Below are 26,516 nucleotides of genomic sequence, written 5' to 3' on the forward strand. Positions count from 1 at the left end.
GTGCCACCTTCGTCGGGTCGGAAGTCGCGTTCGGGTGCCGGCCCGTGCGGACCGACACCCGAACACCACTTGCTAGTCGCTGGCGATACTAGACGAGCCCACCGCCTCGACCGTCTCCGGGGCGTCGCCGAAGTCCGGCACCTCGAGGCGGACGCCGCCCTGCAGTGCGGACTGGTGGGCGATGATGCCGGGCAGCGTGAACCGGGCGGCGGTCCAGGCGTTCACCGGCGGCAGGGTCCGGTCGACGACGGCGCGGACGAAGTCGTCGGCGAGGAACTGGTGGCTGCCCTCGTGCCCGGTCGGCACGCCGGCGTACTCGGCCGGCAGGCGCGACGTGTCGTGCGCGGCCGCGTAGCCGGAGACGAACGCGTCGCGGAGCGAGGGGTCGACCCCGGCGAGTCGGGGGTCGTCGAGCTCCATCGTCGCCTGGGTGTCGATCTGGTCGCTGATGTCGTGCGAGTCCTCCTTGTCCTGCCAGACGCTGACCTTGGCGAGCTGCTCGAAGCTCGCCTCGGTGCCGAAGTAGCGGAAGCGGGACTCGCGGATGTGCGACGGGTAGCCGACGCGGCGCATCTCGTTGATCCGCATGACCCCGCCGTTGTCGAGCTCGAACAGGGCGGTGGCGTTCGAGAAGTCGTTGTCGAACTGGCTGACGTCCTTGTTGAAGACCCCGTCGCCGCGGTCGTCCTTGACGCCGATGCAGCTGACGCTGACCGCGTGCCCCGGGATCGCACCGAGGACCCCGCCGACCGAGTGCGTCGGGTAGAGCATGGGCGGGTAGCTGGCGGTGCGCTTCCAGTCCTCGCCGCCGCTGAACTGGTACGCGGCGTAGAAGCCGAGGTCCATGTCGTGCACGTAGTCGCCCTCGGCGTAGAAGACGCGGCCGAAGGCACCCTCGGCGACCTTCGAGCGGGCGAACACCGTCGCGGGGTTGTAGTAGCTCGTCTCGCCCATCATGTAGGTGAGCCCGGTCTCGCGGACGGCCTCGATGATGGCCTGGATCTCCTCGACGGAGATCGCCATCGGCACGGCCGAGTAGACGTGCTTGCCCGCGCGGAGGGCCTTGACGACGAGCGGCCCGTGCGTCCAGCGCTGCGTGAAGATCGCGACGGCGTCGACGTCCGAGGCGAGCACGGCCTCGAAGTCCGGGAACGTGCCGTCGAGGTGCTGCGACTCGACGAGCTCGGATGCCCGGTCGTCGACGAGGTCGGTGACGAAGACGCGGTCGACGTCCGGGTGCAGCTTGAACAGCTTGGCGAACTGGGGGGCGAACTGGCCCGCGCCGACCATTCCGACAGAGATCATCAGTGACCTTTCCAGGTGGGGGATGCGTCGCCGGGCAGGTCGCTCCGATGCGATCGAGGGACATCCTGACACCGATGTCTACACGTGACAACCCCTGATTCAAACCAAGAAAAAGCCTCTTGCCACCCGCTGTCCCCACGTGTAGATTCCCGGCTCACGGACTGCTGCCGTCAGTCCACCGCAGACGAAGGAGTCGCGATGGCCACCGAGAGCCCTGTGTCGTCACCCTTGACGACGGCCAGCACGAGACGGAGGAGTCGGGCGACCGACCTCGCCCGTGCCGGCACCACCTCCCCGCGACGCCGGCCCAGGAACGACCTCTGGCTGGCGCTGATCTTCATCGCCCCGGCATTGGTCGGCTTCGCCGTGTTCCTCGCGTGGCCCACCGTCCGGGGCATCTACCTCAGCTTCACGTCGTTCAACCTGCTCACACCGCCGGTGTTCACCGGCCTGCAGAACTACGAGCGCCTGGTGCAGGACTCGATCTTCTGGCACTCGATGGCGGTGACGGTCGAGTACGTCCTGCTCAACATCGGGTTCCAGACGATCCTCGCGCTGTTCATCGCCGTGATGATGCACCGCCTCACCAAGTCGACCTTCGTCCGGGGCATCGTCCTCGCGCCGTACCTCGTGTCGAACGTCGTCGCGGCGCTCATCTGGCTGTGGATCCTCGACACGCAGCTCGGCATCGGCAACGAGATCCTGTCGGCGATCGGTGTGGGCCGCATCCCGTTCCTGCAGAGCGACTTCTGGGGCATCCCGACCATCGCGTTCATCAACGTCTGGCGGAACGTCGGCTACACGGCACTGCTCATCTTCGCGGGCCTGCAGGCGCTGCCGGAGCAGGTGTACGAAGCCGGCCGCATCGACGGCGCCAGCGAGTGGAAGATGTTCTGGCGCATCACCGTGCCGCTGCTCCGACCGATCCTCTCGCTCGTGCTCATCATCACGATCATCGGGTCGTTCCAGGTGTTCGACACCGTCGCCATCGCCACCCAGGGCGGACCCGCGAACGCCACGAACGTCGTGCAGAACTACATCTACAACCTGGCGTTCGGCCGGTTCCAGTTCGGCTACGCGTCCGCCGTCTCGGTGGCCCTCCTCATCGTCCTCAGCATCATCACGATCATCCAGTACCGACTCTCGCGTTCCGGCGAGAGCGACCTGGACTGACGGCCAGAGAACACGGAAGCGAGTCGAAGATGACCAGCACCCTGCCCCCGGTGGTCGAACCGCAGACCACCCGCGCGATCACCACCCGCGGCGGCCCCCGACCGCCTCGTCGGAAGCCCTCCGTCGGACGGGTCATCGCCTGGATCGCGATGATCGCCGTCATCGTCGTGACCCTGTTCCCGTTCTACTGGATCCTCCGCACCGCCCTGTCCTCGAACGGCGCGATCTCGGCCGACCCCACCTCGCTCCTCCCCACGGGCTTCAGCCTCGGTGGCTTCGAGCGCGTGTTCGGCCTGCAGTCCACGAAGGAGGCGCTCGCCCAGGGCGGGTCCGGCGCTGCCATCAACTTCTGGCAGTACCTGCTGAACTCGGTGCTCACCGCGACGATGATCACCGTCGGCCAGGTGTTCTTCTCGGCCGGGGCGGCCTACGCGTTCGCGCGGTTGCGGTGGCCCGGGCGCGACCGCGTCTTCGCGGTCTTCCTCGCCGGGCTGATGGTGCCGACGATCTTCACGCTCCTGCCGAACTTCACGCTGATCAAGTCGCTCGGCCTGGTCGACACCCTGTTCGGGATCGCCCTGCCGTCGATGCTCATGACGCCGTTCGCGGTGTTCTTCCTCCGGCAGTTCTTCCTCGGGATCTCCCGCGAGGTCGAGGAGGCGGCACTCATCGACGGCGCCGGCAAGGTCCGGGTCTTCTTCCGGCTCATCCTCCCGATGGCCTCCGCACCGATCGCGACGCTCGCCGTCCTGACGTACATCACGGCGTGGAACGACTACTTCTGGCCGCTGATGGTCTCGTACACCGACAGCTCCCGCGTGCTCACGGTGGCGCTCGGGGTCTTCAAGTCGCAGTCGCCGCAGTCCGGCACCGACTGGGCCGGGCTCATGGCCGCGACGCTCGTGGCGGCGCTCCCGATGATCGTGCTCTTCGGCGTCTTCGCCAAGCGGATCGTCAACTCCATCGGCTTCTCCGGCATCAAGTAGGGATCCGCACATGACGAACTCCATCACCCGCCGCGCTCTCTTCGCCGGCGGAGCGTCCGCCCTGGCGCTCGGTGCGCTCGCCGCCTGCTCCACCACGGGCACCCCGAACCCGCGGAGCGGTGCGACCGGCACGGTGTCCTACTGGCTCTGGGACTCGAACCAGCTGCCGGCGTACCAGGCCGTCGCCAAGGCCTTCGAACGCGAGAACCCCGGCATCACGATCAGGATCACCCAGCTCGGGTGGGCCGACTACTGGACGAAGCTCACCGCCGGGTTCATCGCCGGCACCGCGCCGGACGTGTTCACGGACCACCTGTCGAAGTTCCCGCAGTTCGCCGACCTCGACGTGCTGTACAAGCTCGACGAGCTCGAGGCGACGTCGGGGATCCGTGACGACGACTACCAGTCCGGGCTCGCCCAGCTCTGGAAGGGGCGGGACGGCCACCGGTACGGCTCGCCGAAGGACTGGGACACGGTCGCGATGTTCTACGACCAGAAGGTCATCGCGAAGGCCGGGTACACCGCCGACGACCTGGCCGCCCTGTCCTGGAACCCCGATGACGGCGGCACCTTCGAGCGCGCCGTCGCGCACCTCACGATCGACGGCAAGGGGCGCCGCGGTGACGAGCCGGGTTTCGACAAGACGGACGTCGCCGTCTACGGGATGAGCGCCAACGGCAGCGGGGGCGACGGGTTCGGGCAGACCCAGTGGTCGCCGTTCACCGGGTCGATCGACTGGTTCTACACGAACAAGAACCCCTGGGGGAACCGGTTCCGCTACGACGACGCCGGGTTCCAGAAGACGATCTCGTGGTACTTCGGGCTCGCCGAGAAGGGCTACATGCCGAAGTACGGGGTCTTCTCCACGACGACCGGACCGGACGTCCAGCTCGGCTCGAAGAAGGTCGCGCTCTCGTTCAACGGCTCGTGGATGATCGGGACGTACGCGAACCTCCCGGGCATCGACGTCGGGATCGCGCCGACGCCGACCGGGCCGATCGGGCACCGCGCGTCGATGTTCAACGGTCTCGGCGACTCGATCACGAAGCAGGCGCGGAACCCGGAGGCAGCGGCGAAGTGGGTCGCGTTCCTCGGCAGCGCTGCCGCCCAGGAGATCGTCGGCCGGGCGGGCATCGTCTTCCCGGCACGCCGATCGGGGACCGACGCAGCGGTGGCGGCGTACGCGAAGCGGGGCCTCGACGTGACGGCCTTCACCGAGCAGGTCGAGGACGGCACGACGTTCCTGTTCCCCGTGACCCGGAACCCCGCCGACGTGCAGGCACTCGTGCAACCGGCGTTCGACGACATCTACGCGAACGGCAAGCCGATCAGCACGCTGACGGGCGTGAACGAGCAGGTCAACAACCTCCTCGCCCTCACCTGAGCCGCCGTCGGTCGACCGACTGGAGGCGCGGGTCGGGCCCGCACCGCGCCTCCGGTCCGACCGTTGGGGACTGGAGGCGCGGGTCGGGCCCGCACCGCGCCTCCAGTCCGCCCGTGGGGACGCCGACGCGCGGGTCGGGCCCGCACCGCGCCTCCGGTCCGCACGTGGGGACGCGCACGCCGACGCGCGGACGTGCGCACCCTGACGACGACTGCGCGTGGTGGAACGCGCGCAGTCGTCGTCAGCGCGCGCACTCACGCCCGCGCCCGACCGCGCCCGCCCGCCCGCCCGCGCGCCCCGCCGCCCGCGCCCGTGCGCCCTACCGCTCCGACGCGCGCTGGAACCCGATCTCGAGCAGCAGGTTCGCGTGCGACCGCTGGTCGCCGGTCGCGATGACCAACCCGGTCTCGGGCGCCCGGACCGCGTCGTAGAACGTGAACCGGTCGAGCGCACCGAGCGGCACGTCCGGCCCGAGGATGCGCCGGTAGCCCTCGTGCGCCGCGACGACGGTGTCCGCCGGAGCCTCCATGACCGTCGCCGCCTCGACCGGGACTGCGTCGAGCAGGGTCGTCAGGACCTCGTCGACGTCGAGCAGTCCGGGGCGGAAGTTGAGGTGCACGAGCGCGGCGCCGGGACGCATCGCCGTCGCGAACGGGTAGTTCCCGTCGGCGACCAGCACCTTGGAGCCGTGCCCGAGCGACGCGAGCGCGCTCAGCGTCGGCTGGTGGGTGAGGGTGTAGCGCAGCATCATGCCTCCGTGGTGGTGACGAGTCGGGCGACCGATCCACCGGCGACCAGACGGGGTGCGACGACGACGTCGACGGGAGCCGCGTCGGCGTCGGGGTCCGTCAGGCGCGCGTGGATCAGGTCGGCGGCGCGGACGGCGAGCTCGTGCGTGGGCTGCACGATGACGGTGAGCTTCGGGACGGTGGCCTGGGCGAGTTCGAGGCCGTCGAACCCGAGCACGGAGAGCTCCCGGCCGAGGGTCAGCCCGGACTCGTTCAGCGCGATGACGGCCCCGAGGGTGAGTTCGTAGTTCGCGCAGAAGACCGCGGTCGGTCGGTCCGGCTGCACGAGGAGTCGTTGCATCGCCGCCTGCCCGTGCTGCACGGTGAGCGGCCCCTCGACGACCGAGTCCGGTCCGAGGACACCGCCCTCCCGTTCGACCACCGCACGGAAGCCCGCGGTGCGCTCCCGCATGGTGGAGACCGCGGGGTCACCCGCGACGACCCCGACCCGGCGGTGTCCGTGGTCGAGCAGGTGGCGGGCGGCGAGGGCGCCGGCGCCGCGGTTGTCGAGGAAGACGCCGTCGGTGGCGAGGGCGTCCGCACGCCAGTCGATCTGCACGACCGGCACCCGCTCGGCCGCACGCGCCAGGGCCTCGACGTCGTGGTCCGACGGCACCGCGATGATGCCGTCCACCATCCGGCTGAGGAGCAGGTCGACCGCGCCCGCGGCGGCGTCCGGGCTCGACGAGACGATGACGCTCGTCCCGTGCGCCCGGAGTGCGCTCTCGACCCCGGCGATCACGGTGAGGTGGAAGTCGTTGTCGAGCGCGGGCAGCAGGACGCCGATCGTGCCGGACCGCCGGGAGCGCAGGCTCCGGGCGAACCCGTTGGGACGGAACCCGAGCGTCGCCGCGGCCCGTTCGATCGCCTGTGCGTTCTCGTCACGGACGGTGCCGCCGTTGTAGAACTTCGAGATCGTCGCGAGCGAGAGCCCCGTCGCCCGCTGCAGGTCCTTGTAGGTCGCCGTCACCCGACGCCCCCGGGGATCGTGCCGTCCTCGTCCCACAGGTCGTGCCAGCTTGCGGCGCCCGACCACAGGAACACCTGCCCCTTGATGAGCCGGACGCCGCGGTCGACGTCCTGCATCGCCCGGAGTTCCTCGTCGGTGAGCGGGTCCGTCAGCGCGCCGTCGAGGTTGGCGCGGTACTGCTCGGGCTTCACCGAGAACGGGATCGGGACCTGCCCCCGTGCGACCGCCCACTTGAGGCAGACCACGGCGGGGTGCACGCCGTGCGCCTCGGCGATCCGCCGGACGACGGGGTGGTCGACGTCCACGGGGTCGTCGTCCTCGCGGTCGCGCTCCGGGCGGGACGGTGACCCGAGCGGCGAGTAGCCCACGGGCTGGATGTCGTTCGCGCGGCAGAAGTCGAACAGCTCCGGTTGCTGGAACGTCGGGTGCAGCTCCATCTCGTTGAGCGCCGGGAGGACCCGGGCGTCGCGGAGCAGCAGCCGCAGCTTCGGGACCGTCGTGTTCGACGTGCCGAGGTGCCGGACCAGTCCAGCGTCGACGAGCCCCTCGAGCGACCGCCAGAGCGCGAGGTACGCGGCGTGGTCGTAGGGGCGGGCCGACCGGTCGCGGTCCTCGACCGAGGCGTGCGGCGCGTGGTGGTTCGGGAACGGCCAGTGCACGAACACCGCGTCGAGGTGGTCGACCCGCAGGTCCCGGAGCGATCGCTCGACCGACGCGACCGCATCGGCCGGGTCGTGCGCGTCGTTCCAGACCTTCGACATCACGAAGAGGTCCTCGCGCGGGACACCGCTCGCCGCGATCGCTGCGCCGACCTCGGGCTCGTTGCCGTAGACCGAGGCGCAGTCGACCAACCGGTAGCCGGCGTCGAGGCCGCCGCGGACCGCCGCCGCCACCTCGTCCGGGCCGTACCGGTCGGAGCCGAACGTGCCGAGCCCGATCGTCGGGATGCGTGCGCCGGTCCGCAGGGGTCGGCTCGTCGGGACGTCCACGGTGGCCTGCTTCCTGCGCGTCGTCGCGCATCACTCAACGTTTCACCCATGCGGGTGCAATGCACGCTACCGTAGAACCGTCTCCAGGACGAAACGTTTCGCTCGACTCGAGGAGGAGTCATGCCCGAACCCCACGACCTGCCACGGATCGACCCGGCGGCGCTGCCGGAGCCGGTCGACGTCAGCGACACCTCGGTGGCGCTCGCCGCCGTCGCCGCGGTCGTCGCTGCCGGCCCGTACGAGGCGACCTGGGAGTCGCTCCGCGGGTACACGCCGCCGCGCTGGTACGAGGACGCCAAGTTCGGGGTCTTCCTGCACTGGGGCGTCTACTCGGTGCCGGCCTTCCGGAACGAGTGGTACTCGCGGGACATGTACCGCGCGGGCACCCCCGAGTTCGAGCACCACGTGGCCACCTACGGACCGCAGTCGGAGTTCGGCTACAAGGACTTCATCCCGTCGTTCACGATGGAGCACTTCGACCCGCAGGACTGGGCGACCCTGTTCCGTCGCGCGGGGGCGCAGTTCGTCGTCCCCGTCGCCGAGCACCACGACGGCTTCGCGATGTACGACACCGACCGCTCCCGGTGGAGCGCGGCGCGGATGGGGCCCGAGCGCGACGTGTTCGGCGACCTGCTCCAGGCGGTCGACGACGCGTTCATGGTCCGCGGCGCTTCCTCGCACCGGGCCGAGCACTGGTTCTTCATGAACGGGGGCGCCCGGTTCGACTCGGACGTGCTCGACCCGCGGTTCATCGACTTCTACGGCCCGGCCCAGCGCGAGGAGACCGCGCCGAACGAGCGACACCTCGAGGACTGGCTGCTCCGGACCGTCGAGGTCATCGACAAGTACCGGCCGCAGGTGCTCTGGTTCGACTGGTGGATCGAGCAGCCAGCGTTCGAGCCGTGGCTGCGCACCCTCGCCGCGTACTACTACAACCGTGCCGCCGAGTGGGGGCGCGAGGTCGTCATCAACTACAAGTGGCAGGCGTTCGCGGACGGCTCCGCGGTCTACGACATCGAGCGCGGTGCGATGGGGGACATCCCGCCGGTCGTCTGGCAGAACGACACCTCGGTGTCCAAGTCCGCCTGGTGCTGGATCGAGGGGCACGACTACAAGACCGCGCGCGACCTCGTCGCCGAGCTCGTCGACGTCGTCGCGAAGAACGGCGTCCTCCTGCTCAACGTCGGCCCGAAGCCGGACGGCACGATCGCCGAGCCCGAGCAGCGGCTGCTGGAGGGCATCGGCCGGTGGTTGACCGCCAACGGCGAGGCGATCTACGGCACCCGTCCCTGGCGCGTCTTCGGCGAGGGTCCGACCCACGTGCAGGCGGGGTCGTTCGTCGACGGCGCCGCTCCGGCCTACACGTCCGAGGACGTCCGGTTCACCACCCGCCACGACGTCACCGGCGAGTACGTCTACGCGGTCCTGCTCGCCGACCCGGCGGACGGTGTCGCGCGCATCCGCTCGTTCGGCAGCGGGACGAACCTGCTCGGACGGCCGATCCGCAGCGTCGAGGTGCTCGGCGCCGACGGCGAGCCGCAGTGGACGCAGACCGCCACGGCGCTCGAGGTGGTGGTGCCGACCGGCACCGATCCCGATTCCGGCCCGGTCGTGAAGGTCTGGCTACGTCCGGAGGAGCGGCAGGAACGAACCGACTCGCTGCACGGGTGAGCGAGCGGTCCGACGGTGACCCCCCCTCGGACTGGAGGCGCGGTGCGGGCCCGCACCGCGCCTCCAGTCCGTGACACTGGAAGCGTGGAACGACGCGCACTGATCCTGGAGGCCGCCGCCCGTCAGTTCGAGCGTGTCGGCTTCGCCGCCACGACGATCGCGGCCGTCGCCCGCGAGGCGGGCGTCTCGCAGGGCGCTCTGCACTTCCACTTCCCCACCAAGCTGTCCCTCGCGCTCGGGGTCATCGACGAGCAGAACGTGCGGACGTTCGACGTCGTGAGCCACCACGACGCGTCGCCCGCCGAGGCGCTCGTCCGGGCCTCCCGGGGCATCGCCGGCATGCTGCTGACCGACCCCGTCGTGAGCGCCGGCATCCGGCTCTCGCTCGAACGCGGCGAGTTCGGTGCCGCGACCGCCGCCTTCTACGACCAGTGGATCGGTGGGATCAGCGACCTGTTCCGCCTCGCGATCGCGAGCGGCGAACTCCGGACGGACCTCACCCCCGAGCAGCTCGGCGCGACCGTCGTCCCGATGTTCACCGGGGTCCAGCTCGTCTCGGCGGTGCGGACCGGCCGGCAGGACCTCTTCCCCGCGGTCGCGACGATGTGGCGGATGGTGCTCACCGCCGTCGCGGACCCTCGGCACCGGCCCCGCTTGCTGGGGGTCGTGGCGGACGCGTTCGGCACGGCAGACTGACGCCGTGGACACCAGCGAGCACGACACTTCTCCTCACGGCGACCCGGCGCTCGCGACGTCCGGGGTCGAGCGGGTGGGGTGGTCCGCGAGCGTCGTCGCGCTGCACGTCGTCGCGACCGTGCTGCTCGCGGTCGGGTTCGTCGCCGTCGCGGTGACGCTCTGGTCCCTGTTCGTCACGGTCGACGACGGTGGCGGCGCGAACATCGGCGCCGGGATCCTCGGGGTGTTCGGCCTGGGCGTCGGTGCGCTCGGGCTGGTCGTGCTCGCCGCTGCGGGCAGTGCGGCCGCGGTCACCCGTGTCCGGCGCCGACGAGCGCACTGACGCGGGACGGCACGGGGGCCGGGCTGCTGCGGGTCAGCGGTCGTGGAGCTCGCGGTCGCGGAACCACTTCAGCAGCCAGGCCGCGCTCGTGCGGTCGAAGGATCGCGGGAAGTCGACGCCGTCGGTGAGGAACGGGCTGAAGCCCTCCTCGGCGGCGATCTCGGAGTCGTCGAGCGACCGGTAGGCCATCGACCAGCCGTCGAACCGACGGCGTTCGATGTCCTCGCGCACGAGCGACTTCACCTCGCCGTGGCGGGGGTCGCGCGCGATCGCGGCGAACCGGTCGTCCACGCTCCACGCCGGGCCCTCGAGCAGCTGCATGAAGCGGCCGTCCTTCGCCAACAGGATGCCGGAGACCCCCAGCGCCTCGTTCCGGAGCCGCGACCCACGCAGGAGTTCGGTCAGGGCGGCGTCGTCGAAGGGGGTGGCCGCCCGGCTCATGTAGACGATGGAGACGAGCACGGCTCCATCTTGGCGCGGGCCGCCGTCGACACGAAATGGTGTCCGCTAGACGTAGTCCCGTCAGTCCGCGGTCGGAGCCGGTGCGCCGACCGGCGGCTCCCGCACGTCGAGCGTGGTGCGGTTCCGGGTCGCCGGGGCGGCGAGCAGCGCCACGACGAGGAGTGCGGCGGGGACGAGCATCGCCGCCTGCAGGCCGAGGTGCTCGCCGAGGAACCCGAGTGCCGGAGGACCGGCCAGGAACGCGATGTAGCCCGCGGTCGCGACGACGGACACCCGTCGGTCGCCATCGGTCGGGTGGTCGCCGGCGGCCGAGATCGCGAGCGGGAAGCCGAGGGCGATGCCGAGACCCCACACGCCGGCGGCGGCCGCGGTCAGCACGGGGCTCGGCGACACCACGACGAGCAGCACGCCGACGGTGCCGACCGCCGCGCACACCCGGACGACCGGGGCGCGACCGAACCGGGCGACGAGGGGCGTGCCGGCCGTCCGCCCGACGAACATCGCGAGGGCGAAGCCGGTGAAGACGAGGGACCCGACGGCCTCGGGGGCGCCGTGGTCGGTCGTCATGAGCAGCGGGAGCCAGTCGCTCGCGGCACCCTCGGCGAACGCCATCGCCAGGGTGATCACGGCGATGAGCAGCACCTGCACCGTGAGCACGGCCCGGAGCTGCGGAGCCGGTGCGGCCGCGGACGACGCCTCGGGCGCAACGCGGGGGACCGGACGGAGGTTCACGGCGGCGAACGCGGCGAGTGCGGCCATGACGACGGTGGCGCCGAGCAGGTGCGCGAGGACCGGCGTCCGGGCAGCGGTCACCGCGATGCCCGCCACCCCGCCGAGGACCGTGCCGAGACTGAAGCAGGCGTGGAGCAGCGGGACGACCGGCCGACCGATCCGCCGTTCGACCGCGGCCGCCTCGACGTTCAGGCCGATCTCGGCGACGCCGGACCCGAAGCCGATGAGGAACAGCCCGCCCCACACCCCGGCGGCGAGCTGCGCGGGGGCGGACAGGGCGACGAGGAGCATGCCGACGACGGGCAGGACCCCGCCGAGGACGATGAGCGGCCGGGTCCCGAGGCGCCGGACGAGCACACCGGCGCCGAGGATCCCGATCATCGAGCCGATCGAGAGCCCGAGGATGACGATGCCCATCGCCTCGATCGAGGCCCCGAGCGCGTCGCGGATCGCGGGCGTGCGCGTGATCCACGAGGCGATCCCGAACCCGGTCATCGTCGACGTGGCGAAGAGTGCCGCGCGGTGGCGCTCGATCATGGGTCCATCAGAACGTCCCACCGTGGTCGAGTCAAGGGAACGGCGCAGACCGCCGGTGCGAGGTCAGCGCAGCATGCCGAGCGAGCGCGCCGTGGACACCGCAGCCGTCCGCGAGGCGACCCCGAGCTTCGAGAACACGTGCACGAGGTGCGACTTGACCGTCGCCTCGCTGATGTGGAGCCGCGCCGCGACCTCGCCGTTCGCAGCGCCGGCGGCGACGAGCTCGAGGACCTCGATCTCCCGCGCCGAGAGCGACACCTGCGGGGTCCGCATCCGGGCCATCAGCCGGCCGGCGATCGCGGGCGCGAGCGCGCTCTGGCCGGACGCCGCCGCCCGGACGGCCGCGATCAGGTCGTGCGGCGGCGCGTCCTTGAGCAGGTACCCGCTCGCGCCGGCCTCCACGGCGCCGAGGATGTCGCCGTCGGAGTCGTAGTTCGTGAGCACGAGGACGTACGGCGCGGCGTCGAGCGCACGGATCCGCCGGGTGGCTTCGGCACCGGAGGTGTCCTGGCCGAACTGCAGGTCCATCAGGACGAGTTCCGGCGAGAGATCGGCGGCGAGCTCGACCGCGGTCCCCGGTGTCGCCGCCTCGCCGACGACCTCGAGGTCGTCCTCCGCGTCGAGCAGCGCGCGCAGGCCGGCACGCACGACCGGGTGGTCGTCGGCGATCAGGATCCGGATCACGGCACCTCCAGGACGGCGACGAGGGTGGTGCCGCGTCCGGGCGCCGAGTCGATCTCCAGCCGTCCGCCGAACTGGCCGACGCGGTCCCGGGCCGCGCGCAGGCCGAACGAGTCGGACGCGACCGCCCGCGACAGGGCGGTGACCGGGTCGAAACCGACGCCGTCGTCCGAGACCGTCAGTCGCGCCTCCTGGCCGTCGACCGCGAGCGACAGCGCGACGTGCGTGGCGTGCGCGTGCTGCACCACGTTCGCGACCGCGCCCTGGGCGATGCGCAGGAGCGCCGTCTGGACGTCCATCGGGAGCACCACGTCGGGCACGTCGACGGTCACGGTCAGGCCGTCGCCGGACCACTGCTGCTCGGCGAGCCGCCCGAGCGCCGCCGGGAGCCCCTGGTCGAGCGACGGCGGCGTGAGCTCACGGATGAACCGCCGGGTGTCGGCGAGTCCGTCCGCCGCGGTGTCACGTGCGAGCCGGATGTGCTCCAGCCCGGGGCGGTCGCCGTCCGCGCGTTCCGCGGCGTGCAGGAGCATCTGGATGCTCGACAGGCCCTGCGCGACGGTGTCGTGGATCTCGCGGGCGAGGCGAGCCCGCTCGGCGAGGACGCCCTGTTCACGCTCGGTCGCGGCCAGGCGGTCACGGGTCGCGATGAGTTCGGCGACGAGCGCCTCGCGCTCCGTGGCCTCGCGCGCGAGGGCGCGGTACCCGAGTCCGATGAGCAACGCCACGCCGGCGCCGACGAGCGGGCCGACGACCCCGCCGACCGTGAACCCGCCGTGCAGCCCGAGCGCGACGACCGCGACGAGGGTGGCGACCACCACGGCGACCGGACCGACCACGCGGGGGAGGACGTGCAGGTACAGGAAGAACAGCGGGAAGACGAGGTACGCGGCCTCGGGCACGAGCACCAGCAGGGCGATCCAGACGAGGCTCAGCGCGACGAGCCAGACCCCGCCGGCCATTGCACGACGGCGCGCGGCGGTGCGGGCGGCGACGGCTCCGAGCAGGTAGACGCCGGCGAAGACGACGCTCAGCCCGAGGGGCACCCATGGCCGCGGGCCGTCGCTGACCAGCACACGGATGACGACGAGGGCCAGGAGCGCGGCGGACAGCACGTGCAGGCCGGTCCGGAGACCGACGAAGACCGGGGTGAGCGTGCTGTGCGCCATGACGGTCCCAGCGTACGGAGCCGGGTGCGGGACCGGATCAACCGAAAGTTCGATCGGGGGACCAGTCCGGTCGACGATGTCCGCTGGGACCGGCGCGGCGAGGCTGGAGGCGTGGTCGCGGAGGGTCCGTGACCCGGGAAGGGACCATCGTGTTCGTCGCCTGGCGCGACCTCCGGTTCGCTCGCGGACGCTTCGTGCTCATCGGCTCCGTCGTCGCGCTCATCACCCTGCTCGTGGGGTTCCTCGCGGGCCTCACCGGCGGACTCGCCGCCCAGAACGTCTCTGCCGTGCTCGACCTGCCGGGTGACCGACTGGTCCTGCAGCAACCGTCCGACGGGCAGCCGTCCTTCGGCGAGTCGACCATCGGCCAGGAGGCGCGGGTCGGCTGGCAGACGGCGGTCGGCGTCGACGAGGTGGTCCCGGTCGGGATCGTCCAGGGGCGGGCGACGTCGGGTCGCGACGACGGGTCGGCGGTCGGGGTCGCCCTGTTCGGGCTGGCCGCCGACCACGGCGGCTCGGCCGACGCGCGTGGCTCGGTCGCCTCGCTCGCGCCGACGCGGGACGACCAGGTCGGCCTTTCCGCCGGCGCGGCCGCCGACCTCGGGGTCGACGTCGGCGACCACGTGACGATCACGGGCACCACCTACCGGGTCGCCTCCGTCGGCGGCGACGCCTGGTACAGCCACACGCCGGTCCTCGCGATGACCCCGGACGCCTGGTCCGCGGCCGATCGGCGGCTCGGGGGCGACGGCGACCCCACCGTCCTCGCGGTGAGCGGGTCGCCCGACTGGGACGCCGTCGCCACCGCGACCCACACGTCGGCCTCGTCGCACCTCGGCTCGCTCGCCGCCCTCGAGACGTTCCGGTCGGAGGTCGGTTCGCTCGCCCTGATGATCGCGATGCTGTTCGGCGTCTCCGCCCTCGTCGTCGGCGCCTTCTTCACGGTGTGGACCATGCAGCGCGCGGGCGACGTCGCCGTCCTGAAGGCACTCGGTGCGAGCACCCGGTCGCTCGTCCGGGACGCCCTCGGCCAGGCGCTCGTCGTGCTCGTCGTCGGCATCGGCGTCGGGACCGCCGCGGTCGTGGGACTCGGGGCGCTCGCCGGCGGTGCGCTGCCGTTCCTGCTCAGCCCGCTCACCACGCTGGTCCCGGCGATCGCGATGGCGGCCCTCGGGCTCGCCGGAGCCGCGGTCGCCCTCCGCACCGTCACCGCCGCCGACCCCCTCACCGCACTCGGGAGCAACCGATGATCACCCTCGACGACGTCACCCTCACCTTCCCCGACGGCGACCGCCTTGTCACCGCGGTCGACCACGTCTCGCTGACGGCCCGCACCGGCGAGGTCACCGGGATCACCGGCCCCTCCGGCTCCGGCAAGTCCTCGATCCTGGCCGTCGCGGCGACGCTCATCCGGCCGGACTCCGGCCGCGTCGTCATCACCGGTGCGCGGGGCGACGCGGTCGACGCCGCCGCGCTGTCGCGGGACGAGGCCACCGCGCTCCGACGGGAACGCATCGGCATCGTGTTCCAGCAGTCGAACCTGCTGCCAGCGTTGACCGCCCGCGAGCAGCTCCTCGTCATGGCGCACCTCGGGGGCCCGCGGGCCGGGCGGCGGGGTGCGGCGGTCCGCGATCGGGCCGACGACCTGATCGACGCGGTCGGGCTGTCCGGGCACGCCGACAAGCGACCGGCCCAGCTGTCCGGTGGGCAACGGCAGCGGATCGCGATCGCCCGCGCACTCGTGCACGAGCCGGAGGTCCTGCTCGTCGACGAACCCACGAGCGCCCTCGACCAGGAGCGCGGCGCGGCGATCATGTCGCTCATCGCGCAGCTGACCCACGAGCGCGGCACCGCGACGATGCTCGTGACGCACGACCTCGTGCACCGGGGCGCGCTCGACTCGCTCGTGACCGTCGTCGACGGACGGGTGGTGTCCGACGCGGCGACGGGCGACGGGCGCATCGCGGCCTAGGATCGGGCACATGGCGACCGTCCTCCTCGTCCGGCACGGACGCACCACCGCGAACGCGACCGGCGTCCTCGCCGGACGGACGGCAGGGGTGGCGCTCGACGCCGTCGGTCGCGAACAGGCCGCACGGACGGCCGGACGACTCGCCGCGGTCCCGCTCGCCGCGGTCGTGTCCAGCCCGCTCGAACGGTGTCGGCAGACCGCCCGCGCGCTGCTCGGACGCCAGGCCGGTGAGCCGGAGACCCGCATCGAGCGGGCGATCACGGAGTGCGACTACGGCGACTGGCAGGGCCGGAAGCTCGCGGACCTCGCGAAGGAGCCGCTCTGGCGGACGGTCCAGGCGAACCCGAGCGCCGTCGTGTTCCCCGGCGGGGAGTCCATGCAGGGGATGCAGTCGCGCGCCGTCGCCGCCGTCCGCCGGATCGACGCCGAGGTCGAGGCCGCCCACGGTCCGGGCGCCGTCTGGGTCGCGGTGAGCCACGGCGACGTGATCAAGTCCGTGCTCGCCGACGCCCTCGGCATGCACCTCGACCTGTTCCAGCGCATCGCGGTCGGACCGGCGTCGGTGTCCATCGTGCGCTACGGCGAGCACCGTCCCGAGGTCGTCGCGTCGAACACCGAGTCGGGCGACCTGACGTGGCTCGCGGCCGCACCGGCGCCGAGCGCGGACGCCGCGGTCGGGGGCGGCGCCGGCCACGACGACCCCGCCACCGGGCCGGCTCCTGCCGGAGCCTGAACGACTGTCGCCCGGCGCTCCTACAATGCGGGGTATGCCCACCATCGTGCACGGCTTCGACTGGCCGGACCGTCTCGTCGTCGGGACCGTCGGCCGTCCGGGCGAGCGGTCCTTCTACATCCAGGCGCGTGACGGCCGCCGTGTCACGAGCGTCGCGCTCGAGAAGGAGCAGTCAGCCGTCCTCGCGGACAAGATCGACGAGCTCCTGGACGAGGTCGCGACCGTCGAGGACAACCGGTTCAGCGTCCCGCCGTCCGCGCCCGCAGAACTCCGTGACGGTGAACCGCTCGACCAGCCGGTCGAGGCCGAGTTCCGTGCCGGCGCCCTGAGCCTCGGGTTCGACCCCGCCACCGCCCAGGTGGTGATCGAGGCGTACCCCATCGACGACGAGCTCGAGATCGTCGCCGAGACGACCGAGGACGGCGAGGAGATCGAGGCCGTGGTCGAGATCCCCGAGCCCGCCGAGCTGTTCCAGGTGAAGATCCCGGTCGGCACCGCTCGCGCGTTCGTCGAGCGCACGCGGGAGATCGTGGCCGCCGGCCGTCCCCCAGGGGCCGCATGAGCGACGGGTCGCTGTCCATCCGGGCACGCATCCGGGAAGCCTCGAACGCCACCTTCCTCGCCGACCTCGACGGCGAGGCGGTCGTCTACAAGCCGATCGAGGGGGAGCGACCGCTCTGGGACTTCCCGGACGGCACCCTCGCCGATCGAGAGGTCGCGGCGTACCTCGTGTCCGAGGCGTTCGGCTGGGACGTCGTCCCCCCGACGTGGATGGGCGAGGGGCCGTTCGGCCGCGGCATGGTCCAGCGGTGGCAGGACGTCGATCCCGAGCAGGACGCGGTCGACCTCGTCCCCACCGAGGACGCCGAGGCCGAGCTGTCCGTCGACGGAGCACCCCGCTGGCGGCCGGTGCTCGAGGCGATCGACGAAGCGGACCGTCCGGTGACCCTCGTGCACGAGGACACGACCGCACTGCGGCGGATGGCGGTGTTCGACGTCGTGGTGAACAACGCCGACCGCAAGGGCGGGCACGTCCTCGCGATGCCGGACGGTCACCGCTTCGGCGTCGACCACGGGCTGACCTTCCACGTCGAGCACAAGCTGCGCTCGGTGCTGTGGGGGTGGATCGGCGAACCGCTCGACGCGGACGAGCTCGAGGGCATCGACCGGGTGACCGACGCGCTGCACGGCGATCTCGGTGCCGCACTCGACGAGCACCTCACGGTGGCGGAGGTCGACACCCTGCGCGCCCGGTGCGCGGCGCTGCGGGCGGTCGGGCTGTTCCCGCCGCCACCGGGACACGGGCCCGCCGTGCCCTGGCCGCTCTTCTAGCGAACCGCTCGGCCGTCGATGCAGAGATCGGGTCGGCGGGTTCCGTCGGGTGCGGAACCCACCGACCCGTACCGCGTCCCGCCTGCCGGGGCGCGGTGACCCGTGGCGGTCGGACGGAGCGCGCCGTTGCCCTCCGGGACCCCACGGGGGTCGACCGGCCGAGGACGGATCAGGTGCCATCGGTCGGTCATCACCACCTCACCGATGCTGTCGGTGTACCGACAGCATCGGTTCACCGACGTGGTCGGTTCACCGACGAGGTCGGTTCACCGACGAGGTCGGTCAGGTGGAGCGGTGATCGCGGCCGGGGTCTGGGGCAGCTGTGGCGTCAGCATACGACCGAGATCGCCCGAGGAACAGACCCTGCCGTCAGATTGTCCAGTCGTCCCGGAAGAGCGCTCCACCGCGGCGCGATCCCAGGTACGACCCGACCACCGCGACGCCGAGGTCGTCGTTCTCGGGCGCGACGACCTTGCCGTCCACCCGCTTCGCCATCGCGTCGATGAAGCGCGCCAGCCCCGGGTCGTCGCCGAGCCGGAAGAACGTCGTCTGCGCGCCGAGCCGTCCGGCGTTCTCGAGCTCCCGGACGGACAGCGCGATCGTGATCGGGTCCGGCGGGTACCCGAACCACACCTGGCCGTTCGGTTCGAGGTGGGAGGTGGGCTCGCCGTCGGTGACGATGAGCAGCACGGGCTGGGCGGTCGGGTGCTTCCGGAAGTGCCGGTTCGCGAGCAGCAGGGCGTGGTGGAGGTTGGTGCCCTTGTCCCACATCGCGTCGAGGCCGACGAGTTGCTCGATCTCCATCACCTCGGCTTCGCGGCCGAAGGCGATGAGCTGCAGGTCGTCGCCGCGGAACCGTGTGGAAACGAGGGTGTGGAGTGCCAGCGCGGTGCGCTTCATCGGCACCCACCGGTCCTCCATCGCCATCGAGAACGAGGTGTCGACGAGCAGGGCGACACAGGCCTGCGTCCGTGCCTCGGTCTCCTGCACCTCGACGTCGTCGATCTCCAGGCGGACGCCGGGGCCCATCCGTCCCGAGGCAGCCGTGCGGGTGAGCGCGTTCGTGATCGACCGGGTGACGTCCCACGGCTCGGTGTCGCCGTACTGCCACTGCCGGGTCGCACCGGAGGGTTCGCCGGACGCACCGGAGCGGCGGAGGTCTCGGGCTCCCTGGCGGCCGGACATGCGCTCGGCGACGTCCCGGAGCAGGCTCTTCCCGAGCTGCCGCATCGCCTTCGGGGTGAGCCGGAGCTGCCCGTCGGCACCGCGGCGCATCGCACCGGAGTTGCGCAGGGCCTTCTCGAGCTGCTGCAGGGTCCTCGCGTCGACGACGGCGTCGTTCCCGAGCTGGCGGCCGAGGGCGTCGAGGTCGAGGTCGTCGAGGTCGGAGCCCGGTCCGGCCTGCGCGATCTGGTCGGCCAGGGCATCGAGGTCGGCGATGTCCTGGAACACCCCGGTCCCGTCGCCGAGGCCGAGGCCCTGCTCGCCCTCCATCCGCTCGGAGCCGCCCCAGTCCTCGCCCGGCCGGAGCGAGCGGAGGGTGTCGTCGAGCTGGGCGAGCTGTCCCATCAGGTCGGGGGAGCCGAACGCCTGCTGGGCGAGGGCGTCGAGCTCGTCGCGCTGCTCCTGGGTCATCGAGTTGCGCATGCGCTGTGCCGCGGCCGCCCGGGCAGCGAGGTCGTCGAGCAGTTCCTCGACGTTCTGCGGGTCCGACGGGAAGTACTGCCCGTGCTCGGCCATGAACGCGTCGAACTGCTCCTGCGTGTCCGTGCCCGCACGGTGGTCCTCGAGCAGGGTGTTGAGGTCGCGCATCATCGCGGCGACGTCCTCGCGGTCCTGGTCGGTGGCGCCCTCGAGCGCCTGCTTCATGCCCGCGAAGCGCTGGTCGAGCACCTCGCGGCCGAGCAGGTCCTTGATCTCCTCGTACTTCTGGCGCGCGGACGGGCTCGTCCAGTCGTAGCCGCTCAGTTCCTGCACCGCGGTGGCGGGCGACGGCGACAGGCTGTCGAGCTGCATCTCGGCGAGGGCTCGGTCGCCGTCGTCGATCTCGGTGTCGCGGGCGAGTTGTCCGCGTTCCGCGAGCACGGCCTCGTCGAGCAGCTGCTTGACCTGCTGCAGGGTGCCGTCGAGGTTGTTCTTCGCCGTCAGCTCGCGACGTCGCTCGGCCACGCGGCGGGCCAGGTCGTCGAGGCCGCGCTGGTCCTGACCGCCGCGGCGCAGGTACTCCCGGATGGCGCGCTCGGGCGAGGTGCCGCCCATGACGTCCTCGCCGATGGCGTCGAGCGCCTCGGCCAGGTCGACCGGGGGAGCGAGCGGGTCCGGGCCGTCCTCGTACTTCCCGTAGCGCGCGTCCCGCGCCAGGCGTCGGTTCGCCCTAGCCATAGACGGCTTCGCCCCCGCCGGACTCCTTGCTGATCCGCCGGGCGAGGAAGAGCCCCTCGAGCGCGAGTTCGATGGCGCCGGCACGCTCGCCGTCGTCGGTCGCTCCGAGCCGTTCGCAGATCTGGTCGTACAGGTCGGACTCGCCGATCGACGGCAGGCCCTCGAGGAATGCCCGGGCGCTGACCTGCTCACCCGTGGTCACCATCGTGCCCCCGTCGAGCGCCTCGACGAGGACCGCGAAGTCGAGCCCGCGGAAGCGCGCCCGGACGGTCTCGGCGGTCGCGGTCCGGAGCAGGTGCTCGAGCACCTCGTCGGCGCGGTCCTCCTCGCCGTTCTCGAACTCGATCTTCCCGCCGAGGACGTCGATCGCGGTCTCGAGGTCGATCGGCCGCGCGACCGCGTGCTCCTCGCCCTGCCGCGCAGCGCGGTGCACCGCGGCGGCGGAGATCGTCTCCGCGCCGGCGATCGCGAAGCGGGCGCTGACGCCGCTGCGCTGGTCGACCGCACTCGATCCGCGCAGGGCACGCGTGAACCGGGCGAGGATCTCGACCAGCGCGTCCGGCACGTCGGCGGTGAGCCGCGCCTCCTGGCGGATCACGGCGATCTCGTCCTCGAGCTCGATCGGGTAGTGGGTGCGGATCTCGGCGCCGAAGCGGTCCTTCAACGGGGTGATGATCCGACCGCGGTTCGTGTAGTCCTCGGGGTTCGCGCTGGCGACCACGAGCACGTCGAGCGGCAGTCGCAGGACGTAGCCGCGGATCTGGACGTCGCGCTCCTCCATCACGTTGAGCATCGCGACCTGGATGCGCTCGGCGAGGTCGGGGAGCTCGTTGATGGCGACGATGCCGCGGTGACCCCGGGGGACGAGACCGAAGTGGATCGTCTCGGGGTCGCCCAGGCTGCGGCCCTCGGCGACCTTCATCGGGTCGACGTCGCCGATGAGGTCCGCGACGCTCGTGTCCGGCGTCGCGAGCTTCTCGACGTAGCGGTCGTCGCGGTGCCGCCAGCTGATGGGCAGGGCGTCGCCGAGGTCCGCGGCCCGGCGGATGCTCGCCGTCGTGATCGGTTCGTAGGGGTGCTCGCCGAGTTCGGAGCCGGTGATGACGGGCGTCCACTCGTCGAGCAGGCCCTGCAGGGTGCGGAGGAGTCGGGTCTTGCCCTGTCCGCGTTCGCCGAGCAGGACGACGTCGTGCCCGGCGATCAGGGCGCGTTCGAGCTGCGGGACGACGGTGGTGGCGAAGCCGTGGAGGCCGGGCCAGGGGTCGCGGCCCTCGCGGAGGGCGCTGAGCAGGTTGTCGCGGATCTCGGCGCGGACCGTCTTCTGGAGGTGGCCAGAGGTGCGGAGCTCGCCGACCGTTCGGATGTCGGGTCGGGTCACCTCTTCGACGTTACGCCGTTCGGGCCTGGAGGCGCGGTGCGGGCTGGCACCGCGCCTCCAGGCCACCTGCTTGTGAGTTTTCATAGCAATTGCAATGATTGGTGTTCCGGCATCGGAGCCGGATTCGATTAGGGGGATCCGGCTCCGAGCCCGGAACCCGTTCGTTTCCGGATCTGAACCATCTCGTCGATCTGGGCGTACGTTCCCCTCTCGTGAGCAGCACGACGAACGGGGCGATCAAGAGCCTGGTCCCCGCCAGGATGGACAGACTGCCGTGGACACGGTTCCACTGGAGTGTCGTGGTGGGACTCGGTGTCTCGTGGGTCCTCGACGGCCTCGAGATCCAGATCGTGTCGAACGCCGGGTTCCAGGCCGACCTGGACCTGTCGACGCAGCAGGTGACCTCGCTCGGCACCATCTACCTCGTCGGGCAGGTCGTCGGCGCGATCGTCTTCGGTCGGATGTCCGACCGGCTGGGTCGTCGGAAGCTCTTCATCCTCACCCTGGCCATCTACCTGATCGGCTCCGGCATCGCGGGGCTCGCGCAGGACTTCTGGTTCCTCGCAGCCTTCCGGTTCGTCGCCGGGCTCGGCATCGGCGGCGAGTACGCCGCGATCAACTCGGCGATCGACGAGCTCATCCCCGCGAAGTACCGCGGGCACGTCGACATCGCGATCAACGGCACCTACTGGGGCGGCGCGGCACTCGGCGCGTTCGCGAACATCTACCTGCTCGACACGGCCAACTTCGCCGAGAACATCGGCTGGCGCATCGGCTTCTTCCTCGGCCCGGTGCTCGGCATCGCGATCATCTTCCTGCGGCGGCACATCCCGGAGAGTCCGCGGTGGCTCATGACGCACGGACGCGAAGAGGAAGCCGAGGCGACGGTCACGCAGATCGAGGAGTCGGTCGAGAAGTCCACCGGACACCGGCTGCCGGAGGTCGACGAGTCCAAGGCCATGACCGTCACGCCGATGGACAACGTGAAGTTCCGGACGATCGTGAAGGTGCTGTTCCGGCAGTACCCGACCCGCACCCTGGTCGGCGCGACGATGATGATCACGCAGGCGTTCCTCTACAACGCGATCTTCTTCACCTACGCCCTGGTGCTCACGAACTTCTTCGGCCTGAAGACCGCCGAGACGAGCGTGTACTTCTTCCCGTTCGCGATCGGCAACCTGCTCGGACCGATCATCCTCGGTCGGTTCTTCGACACCTGGGGTCGTCGGCAGATGATCTTCTCGACGTACCTGGTGTCCGGGCTCGTGCTCGCCACCTCGGCGTTCCTGTTCCAGGCGGACGCGATCAGCGCGCCGGTGCAGGTCGTCTTCTGGTGCATCTCGTTCTTCTTCGCCTCGGCGGGTGCGTCCAGCGCATACCTGACCGTGAGCGAGATCTTCCCGCTCGAGCTCCGGTCGCAGGCGATCTCGTACTTCTTCGCGCTGGCGCAGATCTTCGGTGCCGTCGCGCCGCTCATCTACGGTGCGCTCATCGGCGACGGGTCCTCCCGCGAGCCGCTGTTCTGGGGGTACCTGCTCGGGTCCGCGGTGATGATCGCGGGCGGTGTCGTGGCGCTGATCTTCGGCGTCGACGCGGCCCGGAAGGGGCTCGAGGACGTCACACAACCCCTGTCGGTCCTGACCAAGGAGGCGGACGCGGCGCGGAAGTAGTATTCCGTATGCGGAGTGTTTAGCGCCGCGCTCCGGGGTCTGTCATCGTCCTCGCATGGCAGTCCTCCACAGCACGACAGTGTCCTGCACGGTCCACGGGCCGACCACTCGCGAAGCCGGCGGCGTGGGCCGTGCGTGATCCTGGCGGCATGGAGCGAGCACAGCACCGGCCGGGTCGCGACGACGACGACCCGCACGGCATCCGACGCAGTCTGCTGCGGGACGCGGTCTTCGCGCGGCTGCTCGACAACGTGCTGCGCGGGGTCTACCGCCGTGGCCAGCGGATCCGGCTCGACACGATCGCGGCGGACATGCGGGTGTCCCGGACGCCGGTGCGCGAAGCGCTCGTGCCGCTCGAGAACCTGCGGCTCGTCTCGGTGCAGCGGTACGTCGGGGTGGTCGTCGCGCACTGGACCGTCGACCACATGATCGAACGGATCCGGATCGCGCGGACGATGATCACCGAGCCCTCGGCGGGCGCGGTGCGGTGCGCGGATCGCTTCGACGTCGCCTGGCTCCGCGAGTGCGTGACCGAGGGCGGGGTCTTCGTCGAGCTCGGTTCGTGGTGGCTCCGCCGGAGCGGTGCGGCCGTCAGCGCCGACTGGCTCCTGTCGCAGCGTGCCGTGCTCGACGCGTTCTTCACGGACGACGTGGCGCTGGCGAACGGGATCGACGCCGTGGTCGCTCGTCGGGAACGCCGGAAGATCGCCGAACGCGCGACCACCGCGGCCGAGCGGGACGCGCTCGACGAGTGCGCGGTGGCGCTGGTCGAGCTCGCCGATGCCCTGATCGGCCTGCCCGAACGGTTCCGGGCGGCCGCCTGAGCACTCACTGCGGATTCCGGGGCCGCTCGCACTGAATCGACAGGCGGGCGCATGGCAGGGTGGTCCGGTTGCCGTCCCCGCGGCACCGGGACCGACCGGGCCAGCGCGGGACCCCTCGGTGCCCGACAGGGAGGGCACTGCCCGCGTGCTCGTCCGCTCGAGCACGCACCGTGTCCGCACACGACAGGAGTGCCCGTGAACGACGTCCGCGACCGATCCCACCGGCTGAACCGAGCGACCGGGATCGCACGGCACGGACGTCTCCGGCACCGCAACCCCGTCGGCACCGCGATGAAGGTGCTTTCCGGCGTGGCCGCGGTCGCCCTCGTGAGCACGGCGTCGGTCGCCGCGATCGCCGCCAAGCAGGTCACCGACGACTTCGGCGACGGCGTTGCGATCCAGGGGCAGCCAGCGCAGCCGGCGAAGGGACCGGCAGCGCTGAGTTCGTACCAGGGCGGCTTCAACATGCTGGTCGTCGGCACGGACAACGACCCCGAGCAGGGCACGGCGTACGGCGAACGCGATGCCACGTTGAACGACGTCAACATCCTGCTGCACGTCTCGGCCGACCACACCAACGCCACCGCGGTGAGCATCCCGCGCGACCTCGTCACGCCGATCCCCGCGTGCCGCAAGCAAGACGGCTCCGGGACGACACCCGCCATGGCTGCGCAGCCGATCAACAGCGCGTGGGGCGAGGGCGGGCTGAACTGTGTCGTGCAGACCGTGCAGGGACTGACCGGCCTCGACGTGCAGTACTCGGCGGCGGTGTCGTTCCAGGGCGTCATCGAGATGTCGAACGCGATCGGCGGCGTGCCGGTGTGCGTCGCGCAGCCGATCCACGACCGCTACACGGGGCTCGACCTGCCGCAGGGCACCTCGACGCTGCAGGGTGACCAAGCGCTGGCGTTCCTCCGCTCCCGGCACGGTGTGGGCGACGGCTCGGACCTCGGGCGGATCTCCAGCCAGCAGGCCTTCCTGTCCTCGCTGCTGCGCACGGTGAAGTCGAACGACACCCTCACCTCGCCGCCCACCCTGTACAAGCTGGCCCGGGCAGCGGCCTCGAACATGCAGCTGTCGCAGAGCCTCAACGACGCCGGCACGATGGTGGAGATGGGGCGGGCGCTCCAGGACCTCCCGCTCGCGCAGGTCAACTTCGTGCAGTACCCGGGGACGACCGGGGGCGCGGGGGTGTACTCGGGGAAGGTGCAGCCGTCGGCGGAGCTCGCGGCGCAGTTGTTCGCGAAGATCCGGGCGGACCAGTCGTTCTCGCTCGGCGCGGACAGCACCGGGATCGGGGCGGAGCGCGCGGCGGGCGCGGGGTCCGCCGCGGGGACGTCGGCCGCGGGATCCGCTGCGGGTTCGTCGGCCGCGGGAGCCTCTGCGGGCACGGCCGCGGGCGCGGGGTCGGCTTCGGCTGCCGGCGGCTCGGCTGCCGGCGCGGGATCGGGCACGGGTGCGAGCGGCGCGGGCGCGGCTGCCGGCGCGGGATCGGGCACGGGGACGGGTGCCGGTGCGAGCGGCGCGGGCGCGGCTGCCGGTTCGGGTGCGGACCTCGGTACGGATGGTGCGGGTCTTGGTACGGATGGTGCGAGCGCCGGTGGAGCCTCCGCGCCCGCGAGCAGCCCCGCGGCGACGGCTCCGGCCGAGACCCTCGACGGCTTGCAGGGGCAGTCCGCCGACGAGCAGACCTGCTCGAAGGCCTTCGGCTCCTGACCCCCGTCCCCGAGGTTTCGCGCCCACCGACACTCCACGCGCTCCCCGGCCCGTGAGATGTCGCCCAGCGCGAAGAAGCGCCAGCGCACCCGAACCACCGAGAGCGGGGGCGCGGTGGTGGGCCGCGCCCCCTGGTCACTCCTCGGTCTGAGCCTCGCGCGATCGGGCGCGCGTCGGGCTCGCCGCCCAGGAGCGACATCGGTGCTGTGTCGCGGCGACGGGGTGAGACCCCGGAATGTGATGGCCGCGCCTCGACGATGCTATTGACCGGGGTACGGGTGGACAACCCCCGACTGTCCCCACTTCGGGGGACCCTGCCGAGCGCCCGACGCAGGGTCGGTGTCGAGACAGTGCTCGACCTCCTGTATGGTGGTGGGAGCGCTCGCGAGAGTGCTTGGAGACGTCGCATAGTCCGGCCGAGTGCACCACCCTGCTAAGGTGGAGTCCCCTTTGAGGGGACCGAGGGTTCAAATCCCTCCGTCTCCGCGGCACACGAAACCCCGGTCCTCCAGGACCGGGGTTTCGTCGTTCCCGAGGAACACCGGGAGCACCGGGCGCATCGAGTGCGCGGCGCGACCACCGCCGGACGGGAGGCACGGTGCCAGCCCGCACCGCGCCTCCCGTCCGCGCGTAGGCGCCGTGAC

At 71.5% G+C, this 26,516-nt stretch carries 24 protein-coding genes and 1 tRNA gene; 15 read left to right on the forward strand and 10 right to left on the reverse strand.

The window, feature by feature from the left end; genetic code table 11:
* Nucleotides 1–72: 72 nt before the first annotated feature.
* A complete protein-coding gene (locus tag BM028_RS08715) occupies nucleotides 73–1,305 on the reverse strand; it encodes a Gfo/Idh/MocA family protein (RefSeq protein WP_441294442.1) in 1,233 nt (410 codons plus the stop codon).
* 198 nt (nucleotides 1,306–1,503) lie between these two features.
* Here BM028_RS08715 and BM028_RS08720 point away from each other — a divergent pair, with 198 nt between their 5' ends.
* From BM028_RS08720 to BM028_RS08730, 3 genes are read left to right on the forward strand one after another with little or no spacing between them, the layout of a single operon-like run.
* Nucleotides 1,504–2,478 carry a carbohydrate ABC transporter permease gene (locus tag BM028_RS08720; protein ID WP_092386007.1) on the forward strand — a complete coding sequence of 325 codons (975 nt, stop codon included), beginning with the start codon at nucleotides 1,504–1,506 and terminating at the stop codon, nucleotides 2,476–2,478.
* 29 nt (nucleotides 2,479–2,507) lie between these two features.
* Nucleotides 2,508–3,464, forward strand: a complete 957-nt coding sequence (locus BM028_RS08725; protein ID WP_083295227.1) for a carbohydrate ABC transporter permease — start codon at nucleotides 2,508–2,510, stop codon at nucleotides 3,462–3,464.
* Nucleotides 3,465–3,474: 10 nt separating this feature from the next.
* Nucleotides 3,475–4,848 carry an ABC transporter substrate-binding protein gene (locus BM028_RS08730; protein WP_071296045.1) on the forward strand — a complete coding sequence of 458 codons (1,374 nt, stop codon included), beginning with the start codon at nucleotides 3,475–3,477 and terminating at the stop codon, nucleotides 4,846–4,848.
* A gap of 319 nt (nucleotides 4,849–5,167) precedes the next feature.
* Here BM028_RS08730 and BM028_RS08735 read toward each other — a convergent pair whose 3' ends face one another.
* The 3 genes from BM028_RS08735 to BM028_RS08745 are packed head-to-tail and all read right to left on the reverse strand — an operon-like array spanning nucleotide 5,168 to nucleotide 7,595.
* On the reverse strand, nucleotides 5,168–5,599 hold the full coding sequence (locus BM028_RS08735; RefSeq protein WP_254789498.1) for an RbsD/FucU family protein: 432 nt from the start codon (nucleotides 5,597–5,599) through the stop codon (nucleotides 5,168–5,170).
* Nucleotides 5,596–6,606 carry a LacI family DNA-binding transcriptional regulator gene (locus tag BM028_RS08740; protein WP_092386011.1) on the reverse strand — a complete coding sequence of 337 codons (1,011 nt, stop codon included), beginning with the start codon at nucleotides 6,604–6,606 and terminating at the stop codon, nucleotides 5,596–5,598. Before BM028_RS08740 ends, BM028_RS08735 begins: the two co-directional genes overlap by 4 nt.
* The gene (locus BM028_RS08745; RefSeq protein ID WP_217647239.1) at nucleotides 6,603–7,595 is read right to left on the reverse strand and encodes an aldo/keto reductase; all 993 of its coding nucleotides are present in this window, start codon (nucleotides 7,593–7,595) and stop codon (nucleotides 6,603–6,605) included. The genes BM028_RS08740 and BM028_RS08745 overlap by 4 nt, the downstream gene beginning before the upstream one ends.
* Before the next feature lie 120 nt (nucleotides 7,596–7,715).
* On the opposite strand from BM028_RS08745, the gene BM028_RS08750 reads away from it, so the two are divergent.
* The 3 genes from BM028_RS08750 to BM028_RS08760 all read left to right on the forward strand — a co-directional run bounded on the left by BM028_RS08750 (nucleotide 7,716) and on the right by BM028_RS08760 (nucleotide 10,284).
* Nucleotides 7,716–9,266, forward strand: a complete 1,551-nt coding sequence (locus BM028_RS08750) for an alpha-L-fucosidase (RefSeq protein ID WP_092386013.1) — start codon at nucleotides 7,716–7,718, stop codon at nucleotides 9,264–9,266.
* A gap of 84 nt (nucleotides 9,267–9,350) precedes the next feature.
* Nucleotides 9,351–9,962, forward strand: a complete 612-nt coding sequence (locus BM028_RS08755) for a ScbR family autoregulator-binding transcription factor (protein ID WP_175496035.1) — start codon at nucleotides 9,351–9,353, stop codon at nucleotides 9,960–9,962.
* Between the two features lie 4 nt (nucleotides 9,963–9,966).
* Nucleotides 9,967–10,284 carry a hypothetical protein gene (locus BM028_RS08760; protein WP_092386017.1) on the forward strand — a complete coding sequence of 106 codons (318 nt, stop codon included), beginning with the start codon at nucleotides 9,967–9,969 and terminating at the stop codon, nucleotides 10,282–10,284.
* A gap of 33 nt (nucleotides 10,285–10,317) precedes the next feature.
* On the opposite strand, the gene BM028_RS08765 is transcribed toward BM028_RS08760, so the two are convergent.
* The 4 genes from BM028_RS08765 to BM028_RS08780 all read right to left on the reverse strand — a co-directional run bounded on the left by BM028_RS08765 (nucleotide 10,318) and on the right by BM028_RS08780 (nucleotide 13,865).
* A complete protein-coding gene (locus BM028_RS08765; RefSeq protein WP_092386019.1) occupies nucleotides 10,318–10,746 on the reverse strand; it encodes a BLUF domain-containing protein in 429 nt (142 codons plus the stop codon).
* A gap of 60 nt (nucleotides 10,747–10,806) precedes the next feature.
* A complete protein-coding gene (locus BM028_RS08770) occupies nucleotides 10,807–12,015 on the reverse strand; it encodes an MFS transporter (RefSeq protein ID WP_092386021.1) in 1,209 nt (402 codons plus the stop codon).
* A gap of 63 nt (nucleotides 12,016–12,078) precedes the next feature.
* Nucleotides 12,079–12,699: a response regulator gene (locus BM028_RS08775; RefSeq protein ID WP_070418136.1), complete on the reverse strand. Its 621-nt coding sequence runs from the start codon at nucleotides 12,697–12,699 to the stop codon at nucleotides 12,079–12,081.
* Complete coding sequence (locus BM028_RS08780) at nucleotides 12,696–13,865, reverse strand: sensor histidine kinase (RefSeq protein WP_092386023.1); 1,170 nt, start codon at nucleotides 13,863–13,865, stop codon at nucleotides 12,696–12,698. Before BM028_RS08780 ends, BM028_RS08775 begins: the two co-directional genes overlap by 4 nt.
* Before the next feature lie 149 nt (nucleotides 13,866–14,014).
* Between BM028_RS08780 and BM028_RS08785 the strand changes: the two genes are divergently transcribed.
* The 5 genes from BM028_RS08785 to BM028_RS08805 are packed head-to-tail and all read left to right on the forward strand — an operon-like array spanning nucleotide 14,015 to nucleotide 17,902.
* On the forward strand, nucleotides 14,015–15,115 hold the full coding sequence (locus BM028_RS08785; protein ID WP_092386595.1) for an FtsX-like permease family protein: 1,101 nt from the start codon (nucleotides 14,015–14,017) through the stop codon (nucleotides 15,113–15,115).
* Nucleotides 15,112–15,837: an ABC transporter ATP-binding protein gene (locus tag BM028_RS08790; RefSeq protein WP_092386025.1), complete on the forward strand. Its 726-nt coding sequence runs from the start codon at nucleotides 15,112–15,114 to the stop codon at nucleotides 15,835–15,837. The genes BM028_RS08785 and BM028_RS08790 overlap by 4 nt, the downstream gene beginning before the upstream one ends.
* A 10-nt stretch (nucleotides 15,838–15,847) precedes the next feature.
* The gene (locus tag BM028_RS08795; RefSeq protein WP_071296033.1) at nucleotides 15,848–16,570 is read left to right on the forward strand and encodes a histidine phosphatase family protein; all 723 of its coding nucleotides are present in this window, start codon (nucleotides 15,848–15,850) and stop codon (nucleotides 16,568–16,570) included.
* Nucleotides 16,571–16,604: 34 nt separating this feature from the next.
* The gene (locus BM028_RS08800) at nucleotides 16,605–17,132 is read left to right on the forward strand and encodes a DUF3090 domain-containing protein (RefSeq protein WP_070418140.1); all 528 of its coding nucleotides are present in this window, start codon (nucleotides 16,605–16,607) and stop codon (nucleotides 17,130–17,132) included.
* Nucleotides 17,129–17,902, forward strand: a complete 774-nt coding sequence (locus BM028_RS08805) for an SCO1664 family protein (protein ID WP_092386027.1) — start codon at nucleotides 17,129–17,131, stop codon at nucleotides 17,900–17,902. The genes BM028_RS08800 and BM028_RS08805 overlap by 4 nt, the downstream gene beginning before the upstream one ends.
* 369 nt (nucleotides 17,903–18,271) lie before the next feature.
* Here the strand turns inward: BM028_RS08805 and BM028_RS08810 are convergent, their stop codons facing one another.
* Together BM028_RS08810 and BM028_RS08815 are read right to left on the reverse strand one after the other, a co-directional pair.
* Complete coding sequence (locus BM028_RS08810; protein ID WP_092386028.1) at nucleotides 18,272–20,284, reverse strand: vWA domain-containing protein; 2,013 nt, start codon at nucleotides 20,282–20,284, stop codon at nucleotides 18,272–18,274.
* A complete protein-coding gene (locus BM028_RS08815) occupies nucleotides 20,277–21,662 on the reverse strand; it encodes a MoxR family ATPase (protein WP_070418142.1) in 1,386 nt (461 codons plus the stop codon). The genes BM028_RS08810 and BM028_RS08815 overlap by 8 nt, the downstream gene beginning before the upstream one ends.
* Nucleotides 21,663–21,874: 212 nt before the next feature.
* Here BM028_RS08815 and BM028_RS08820 point away from each other — a divergent pair, with 212 nt between their 5' ends.
* The 4 genes from BM028_RS08820 to BM028_RS08835 all read left to right on the forward strand — a co-directional run bounded on the left by BM028_RS08820 (nucleotide 21,875) and on the right by BM028_RS08835 (nucleotide 26,358).
* Nucleotides 21,875–23,332: an MFS transporter gene (locus BM028_RS08820; RefSeq protein WP_368073384.1), complete on the forward strand. Its 1,458-nt coding sequence runs from the start codon at nucleotides 21,875–21,877 to the stop codon at nucleotides 23,330–23,332.
* Between the two features lie 149 nt (nucleotides 23,333–23,481).
* A complete protein-coding gene (locus BM028_RS08825; protein WP_071296032.1) occupies nucleotides 23,482–24,156 on the forward strand; it encodes a GntR family transcriptional regulator in 675 nt (224 codons plus the stop codon).
* A gap of 195 nt (nucleotides 24,157–24,351) precedes the next feature.
* A complete protein-coding gene (locus BM028_RS08830; protein ID WP_254789500.1) occupies nucleotides 24,352–25,872 on the forward strand; it encodes an LCP family protein in 1,521 nt (506 codons plus the stop codon).
* Between the two features lie 396 nt (nucleotides 25,873–26,268).
* Nucleotides 26,269–26,358: transfer RNA gene (locus tag BM028_RS08835), tRNA-Ser, on the forward strand.
* Nucleotides 26,359–26,516: the final 158 nt, after the last annotated feature.

It is taken from the genome of Curtobacterium sp. YR515, from assembly GCF_900113095.1.
Taxonomy (GTDB): domain Bacteria; phylum Actinomycetota; class Actinomycetes; order Actinomycetales; family Microbacteriaceae; genus Curtobacterium.